The 6,492-nt window shown below is 52.3% G+C and carries 7 protein-coding genes and 1 pseudogene; 3 read left to right on the top strand and 5 right to left on the bottom strand.

What is annotated here, in order from left to right:
- Nucleotides 1–133: 133 nt before the first annotated feature.
- Together ABYP33_RS16680 and ABYP33_RS16675 are read right to left on the bottom strand one after the other, a co-directional pair.
- The gene (locus ABYP33_RS16680; RefSeq protein ID WP_373092278.1) at nt 134–544 is read right to left on the bottom strand and encodes a GFA family protein; all 411 of its coding nucleotides are present in this window, start codon (nt 542–544) and stop codon (nt 134–136) included.
- Nucleotides 545–600: 56 nt separating this feature from the next.
- Entirely contained in the window at nt 601–849 is a 249-nt protein-coding gene (locus tag ABYP33_RS16675; RefSeq protein ID WP_373092280.1) for a transposase, read from the bottom strand.
- 210 nt (nt 850–1,059) lie between these two features.
- Between ABYP33_RS16675 and ABYP33_RS16670 the strand changes: the two are divergent.
- Nucleotides 1,060–1,983, top strand: a pseudogene (locus tag ABYP33_RS16670) (RimK family alpha-L-glutamate ligase); the annotation flags it as partial.
- Nucleotides 1,960–2,271, top strand: coding sequence for a cation:proton antiporter regulatory subunit (locus ABYP33_RS16665; protein ID WP_373092279.1), 312 nt, complete (start codon nt 1,960–1,962; stop codon nt 2,269–2,271). The pseudogene ABYP33_RS16670 and the gene ABYP33_RS16665, both read left to right, overlap by 24 nt.
- Before the next feature lie 42 nt (nt 2,272–2,313).
- On the opposite strand, the gene ABYP33_RS16660 is transcribed toward ABYP33_RS16665, so the two are convergent.
- Nucleotides 2,314–3,003 carry a transposase gene (locus tag ABYP33_RS16660; protein ID WP_373092277.1) on the bottom strand — a complete coding sequence of 230 codons (690 nt, stop codon included), beginning with the start codon at nt 3,001–3,003 and terminating at the stop codon, nt 2,314–2,316.
- 780 nt (nt 3,004–3,783) lie between these two features.
- Nucleotides 3,784–4,119 carry an ankyrin repeat domain-containing protein gene (locus ABYP33_RS16655; RefSeq protein WP_373092276.1) on the bottom strand — a complete coding sequence of 112 codons (336 nt, stop codon included), beginning with the start codon at nt 4,117–4,119 and terminating at the stop codon, nt 3,784–3,786.
- A gap of 504 nt (nt 4,120–4,623) precedes the next feature.
- Here ABYP33_RS16655 and ABYP33_RS16650 point away from each other — a divergent pair.
- Nucleotides 4,624–5,085 (top strand): YcxB family protein, encoded by a 462-nt coding sequence (locus ABYP33_RS16650; RefSeq protein ID WP_373092275.1) that lies wholly within the window; start codon nt 4,624–4,626, stop codon nt 5,083–5,085.
- Here ABYP33_RS16650 and ABYP33_RS16645 read toward each other — a convergent pair.
- Nucleotides 5,082–6,290 carry an MFS transporter gene (locus ABYP33_RS16645; RefSeq protein ID WP_373092274.1) on the bottom strand — a complete coding sequence of 403 codons (1,209 nt, stop codon included), beginning with the start codon at nt 6,288–6,290 and terminating at the stop codon, nt 5,082–5,084. The genes ABYP33_RS16650 and ABYP33_RS16645 overlap by 4 nt on opposite strands.
- Nucleotides 6,291–6,492: the final 202 nt, after the last annotated feature.

Raw genomic sequence — 6,492 nt, 5'->3', positions numbered from 1 at the left:
TGCGATTGTCTGCGGCACGCCCTCCCGGCGCGCACAAGGCTTGTAGTGGGTGATTGCTCTACAATTTAGCCAGCGTTGGCGCGTATTGAAACGTAAAAAGGGGACGGAGGGAATAAATATCGACCACCCCTGCTTAACCCTTCACGGGTGGATATCGATCAAATTCCGGGAGTTGGTGCGCATCCGCCATCCATGCGATTCTTTCCGCCACCTGAATATGGACACGCGCGGGGATTGCCTCGGGCTCGTCGTATGTGCCGCTCTGAATATCAATAAGACCCGGAAGCGTTTGGCTATTTTCGTAAAAGAGCCCTGTTCCGCAATCCGAACAAAACTGTCGGCGCCCGTTCTCAGACGATTTGTAAACCTTTGGCACGCCCTTGGTTATCGTCAGGGCTTCCTGAGGGTACATTGTCCATCCCACCATCGGTGCACCAGCGTGTCGTCGACAATCTGAGCAATGGCACAATGCATGGGTGTACGGGTCTCCTTCAACTTCGTAGCGAACCTCGCCACAATGACAACCACCAGTTAGTTTCATCATTCATGCCTCTAAAAAGAAAAAGGGCAGAAAAAGGGGACGGAGGGAATAAATTTTGATCAAATCCGCCTCTTTGCGGCCGCACTCGGCGTATATTCCCAACCTTTATACCGTACTTTTCTTCTATCATCCTGCTCGTGGGGCGTTACCAGAAAATGAATGTGGTTGGTCATAAGGCAGAAAGCATGGACGTCTGCGCCATAGCGCTTTGACACCTCTTCCCACAACTGCAGATAGAATTGATAATTCTCAGGCTTAACGAAACACGGTTCTCGGTTATTGCCCCGCTGTACCAAATGATAAGCCATGCCTGTCAGATAATTCCTCGCCTTTCTTGGCATAGATAATCCTTACAATTTTTAATGAGTTACGTCACACGGTTCAATAGGTTTAGATTTAGACGGCTGGTTATTTTTAAATCCCTCCGTCCCCTTTTCTACGCTCGCGGGCGTTGGAAATAGGCTATGGTGTTAGGTAGTCATGGCTGATTAGTTTAGCCCCGCAAGCGGAGAAAGCTTATGAAACTCGGAATTCTGTCATGTGGCCCCAAGTCCTATAGCACCAAGCGCTTGCGCGAAGCCGCAGCGGCACGCGGGCACACGGTAAAGGTATTGAATACACTCAAGTTTGCGATTGATCTTCAGCAGGGCGTTCCGGACCTGTATTACCGGCAGCAAGCCCTGAGTGAATACGATGCCGTATTGCCGCGGATTGGCGCGTCCATCACCTACTACGGAACGGCAGTTGTCAGGCAATTTCAGGAGATGGATGTATTTTGCGCCAACACCGCCCACGGCATCATCAATTCCCGTGACAAACTCCGCAGTCTGCAGATATTAAGTCGTCACCATATTGGCATTCCACGAACGACCTTCGTCAGGGATAAGAAAGATGTGCTCCCGGCTATTGAGCGCGTGGGGGGTGCTCCGGTTGTTATCAAGCTGATCGAAGGTACGCAGGGCATCGGGGTATTGCTGGCGGAAAGTGTTAATGCTGCGGAGTCGATTATTGAGCTCCTGCAAAGTCAAAAGCAGAATGTGTTGATTCAGAAGTTTGTTGCCGAGAGCAAGGGTAAGGATATCAGGGCGTTTGTTGTCGGGGACCGGGTCGTTGCCGCAATGCGCCGGGTTGCCCAGGGACAGGAGTTTCGCAGTAATGTTCACCGTGGCGGTGTGGCCGAAGCGGTGGAATTATCCGATGAATATGCACAGACCGCCGTTCGCGCGGCGCAAATATTGGGGCTGCGGGTTGCCGGCGTTGATATGCTGGAGGGTAAAACGGGTCCGCAGATCATGGAGGTCAATTCGTCGCCGGGACTGGAAGGCATTGAAACCTGCACCGGTCTGGATGTTGCGGGTGCTGTCATCGATTATATCGCGGCTCAGGTCGACTTCCCCGAGATTGATGTTCGGCAGCGCCTGACAGTCAGCAAGGGTTATGGGGTCAGTGAAATCTATATTCCCGATGGCTCAAACTTCGTCGGGATGACCATCGCTGACACCCAGCTGCGAGAGCAGGATATCAATGTGTTGACGCTGTATCGGGGTGCGAAAAGTATCCCGAATCCAAAAGCCACCAGAGAGCTGGAGGCCAATGACAAGTTGCTGTGCTTCGGCAAGCTGGAATCCATGAGAGAAATGATACCGGCAAGAACCCGGCAGCGGCGCCAGCCGAAAATTGCTGATCTTCCCGGGGAGGTGCTCGAACGGGGCCCTGATGTCGAAGACTAAATCGCGATAGTTGAAAAAGGGGACGGAGGGAATAAATTTTGATCAAATCCGCCTCTTTGGCGGTCGCCCTCGGCTAATCTTCCCAACCTTTATACCGTACTTTTGTTCTATCATCCTGCAAAAGCGGTCATCGGTTACCGGGTGGTTATACTGGGTGCCTTGCTGAATTTTGTGTATGTCATCAGAATCCAGTGAATTGCGGAACAGCTCGCGGTAAGCGTGCCGGCGTTCCGAGGCGTGGGGCCCAAGCCTTAGATACTCTTCATGCGGCTTAAGCCAGTGACGCTCGCCCCAAGCATTTGCCCGGTAGCTAGACCATTGATACTCACCGGGGTGGGCGACCATCGAGGCTCTGACCGGGTTCAGTTCTATATAGCGGTAGCACAGCAAGGCGTAGGATTCGCTTTGCACCAGGCTAGAGCGATGACGACCTTCCCAGAGGGTTCCTGTGCGCCGGTATTGCGAGTTGAAGTACTGTGCGTACCGACTGCCTACCACCTTCATCGTATTAGAGAGAGCATCCTGCTCGTGTGGCGTCACCAGAAAATGAATGTGGTTGGTCATCAGGCAGAAAGCATGGACGTCTACGCCATAGCGTTTCGACACCTCTTCCCACAACTGCAGATAGAATTGATAATTCTCTGGCTCTACAAAACAGGGCTCTCGGTTATTGCCCCGCTGTACCACGTGATAAGGCATGCCTGCCAGATAATTCCTCGCCTTCCTTGGCATAGGTAATCCTCGATATTTTGTTTTGAGTTACTTTGTTCGGTTCGAGAATATTAAATTAGGCGACTGGTTAATTTTAAATCCCTCCGTCCCCTTTATTTTTATATTCTGGAAACTCGGTAAACTTATAACTGCCAAAAGCAGGCCACCGCTTTGTGGCGTCGCCTTGCCTTTTCTTTTTAGCTTTCTCTGCCATATTGCTCTGCATATTTTGGGCTGCCAATAGCCTTATATCCTGTATCCATAGAGGATTTACATTTTGGGCAAACCATCTGTACCCAGCCTTCTTTACTCTTCTGCGGATTAAGAATCACTTTTTGCTCATTATGAAAGCAGGAAAAACAAACTAAGTGAGGTTGCTCCCCTTGTGACTCAGATTCCTTCAGTGCATATGTTTGCGCGGGGCCTCGCCAGGGGCTAATCAGTTGATACCTGGCTACTTGCTCTTGCCAAGAGCCTCGCTCATTCAATTTGGCCTCTAGTTCGCGAACCTTTTCCTGAAGCTAAAATTGAGATGCTGTAGCCGACAGAGCGCAATTTTGCGCCTCAAGCAGGGCACTCTGAAGTTCGATTACTTTGCCTTGAACTTCTGACATGCTTTTCATTTCAAGGATTGATCTAGATACGTCAGTGGCCGTTTTTAAGCTTGCGATAGCAGCTTGTATAGCTGTGATATCCATATAGAAATCCGGCTCTCCTTTTGTAAGCTAACGCTCGTAGCTGCGGAAAATTGCTCGCGCAGCGAGTAATTTGTCCGGCAGCCTACACTTGTTACATTTCTGGTTATCGTAAATTGGAAGGGTCTATGCCAGCTTCTTTATACATATCTCTCATAGAGGCCAGATTTTCTATGTGCTTAATAGCGCCTTCCCATCCGTTGTCTCTACAAAACTCATAGGTATCATATGAGCCACTCTTGTCTTTTTTGTGTGGATCAGCCCCGGCATCAATGAGCATTCGGATAATCACCGAATCATCAGCCATGCAAGCTCGCATCAACGGAGTGATTCCATAGTGATACGAGTTCGGGTCGGCGCCTTTAGATAACGCCAGTTGAACCGTTTCGTAATCTCGATTTTTTATACCGCCGAACAGCGCCTTATTTGTAAACCAGCCCATCTACTCACCCCTTGATCTATTGATCGCGCGTGAAATGTAACAGCCTGTTAATGAGGTCTCCGACCTCATAATAATTATTAGTGAGTGCTCACAGTAATCTATTAGAGTTCGCGCCAATGGGCCCGTTCTCATCTCGTTTTTCATGTGTTTTTTAGAGGGCAGCGGTTGAGGTCGCTCTATTAAGCTGGGAACAAGTTTAATAGCCCCGATACCCAACCGAATAACAGGACTGGCGCCAAGAGGCTTGTGATGTAATGACTGTGTCTGCATCCTCAGTCCTTGAGTCTGTTCGCGAACACCTGCGGCTGGCCAACTTGTAGTCAGCGTGCCGCTTTTTAATTATGCGGATTCGGCCACTTTATTCTTTTCGCCTAAAAAAATCACCCTTCTGAACGGCGCTTTTTTCTGGTGGGCTATTATTTCAACCCTAGAAGAGGGTGCGTATTTTACGGGTTACGCGCTTTGGTTAAACTGTAGCCCTATCGAGGGAACGGAGCCACTGCGGTGAGCCACGCCTACCATATCTCTGAAGACCAATTTGTACGCGCCTGCTGGCATGCGCACAGGCCCCTGCGCTGGCGGCTTACTCTGGCTTTGTTTGTAGTGTTGGCACTGTTTCCGCCGGTGATGGGTTTCTCTGCGGCCAGCATCAGTGCCACGGCCATTGTGGCGGTGCTGTTGATTGGCTTTCGCTGGGGGCTGTTGCCGCGTATTCACCGCTGGCGGTTTCGCCGTACTTACCGTGAAAACCCGCTGATGCAGCGGGAGCAGCAACTGGAGATGAACCCGACCGGTTTTGTGCTGCGCTCAAGCAATGGGGAATCCCGTTATGCCTTTCGCGAGCTGAAGAAGGTCGCGATGTTGGAGGATATGGTGCTGGTCTACCCGACCACCACACTGTTTCATATGATCCCTACCGAGCTGCTAAGCGACTTTGAGCTGGCGCAGTTTCGGGCGCTGGCCTAGCGAACCGGGCGCAGCAGCGGAATCAGAGTAAACGACATAGCGATAAAACCGACTATGGTCAGCAGGGCCATATCGTAGCTGCCGGTGGTTTCGTTCACCCAACTGACGAAGGGCGCGCAGGCGACAATCAAGGGCACCAGCAAGGGGTTCATCGCCCCCATTACCTGTGCAAAGCGGCGCTGTCCGAAATAGGTGCCAATCAATGCGCCCCACACCGGAATCGCGCCACCCGTGGAGAGGCCGATAAAGGCCGAGGCGAGCATCATGACCGGGTAGGCGGGGCTGTTCAGCAGCAACAGGCAGGCGATAATCAGCATGCTCAGGGGAATCATCAAGGCCTTGCGCGGACCGAGCTTGTCGGCGGACATGCCAATGATAATTTTGCCCATCACGCTGAAGGTGGCGGTTACCGACAGCAGCCAGGCGCCGGCGGTGGGCGATATGCCCTGATCCACCGCCATGGGGATCAGGTTGATGGTCACCCCGTTAAAGCCGGCAAAGCAGATACTGATGCAGATACCGATCACCCAGAAATCGCGGCGGCGCAGAATGTCGGCCCAGTTGCTGCCGCCTTGCGTGTGGCCGTCGCTATCGCTGTCGGCCTCGCCCTCGGGGCGGTCGCGGTACCAGCGCGCAATAAACGGTATGGCGGCGATCGTCAGGCAGCCCAGCACCGCATAGGCGGAACGCCAGCCATGATTGATGATCACCCAGGTAATCATTGGCGGGAAGGAAAACGAACCCACCGACATGCCAATCGACGCTACCCCCAGCGCCTTGCCGCGCTCAGCTTCAAACCAGTTGGACACCGAGGTATTGGCTGCAAGCGCGCCAAACATTGTATTGCCGGTGCTCCAGCACAGGCCGTAGATAATCGACATTTGCCACCACTCGGTGACAAAGGTCATGGCGAAAAAGCCGCCACTCAACAGAGTGCAACCGAGCAGAATCAGTTTTTTCGGGGAATAGCGCGACAGCCACAAACCGGCAAAGGGCGAGAACAGCCCGGAGCAGATCATTGCCACACTGGCGGTGGCGGCGAGTATGGCTGCGCGGGACAGGCCAAAGGCGTCGCTCAGGGGCAGGGCAAACACGCCGTATAAGGCGTTGGTGCCGCCGGTGGTGAGGGCGTGCATCATCATCGCCAGCGCCACGATCACCCAGCCATAGTAGAAACGTTCCGTTGTTTTTATTGAAGAATCCAAGCGGCGGCCCTCTTACATTCCCCTCACTGTAACAGCTTGTTAAGATCAGCCGGCGTGACGATTCGGTAAGATGCGCCCCGACAACGAGAAGAGGAACCAACCGTGGTTGAATACAGCTATGTGAAAACCAAGCGTGAGGACGTAAAACCGATTCCGCAGGAACACTTCACCACCATCAAAAAGTTTATGAAGTGGATAACCG

It is taken from the genome of Zhongshania sp., from assembly GCF_041584495.1.
Classification (GTDB): domain Bacteria; phylum Pseudomonadota; class Gammaproteobacteria; order Pseudomonadales; family Spongiibacteraceae; genus Spongiibacter.
The sequence above is the reverse complement of the archived record's forward strand: the minus strand, read 5'-3'. Positions and strand labels throughout refer to the sequence as shown.

What these genes read in the sequence shown, in the direction of transcription:
- ABYP33_RS16680 (WP_373092278.1), bottom strand. Translation starts at nt 544, where the DNA reads ATGATGAAACTAACTGGTGGTTGTCATTGTGGCGAGGTTCGCTACGAA.
- ABYP33_RS16675 (WP_373092280.1), bottom strand. Translation starts at nt 849, where the DNA reads ATGGCTTATCATTTGGTACAGCGGGGCAATAACCGAGAACCGTGTTTC.
- ABYP33_RS16660 (WP_373092277.1), bottom strand. Translation starts at nt 3,003, where the DNA reads ATGCCAAGGAAGGCGAGGAATTATCTGGCAGGCATGCCTTATCACGTG.
- ABYP33_RS16655 (WP_373092276.1), bottom strand. Translation starts at nt 4,119, where the DNA reads ATGGGCTGGTTTACAAATAAGGCGCTGTTCGGCGGTATAAAAAATCGA.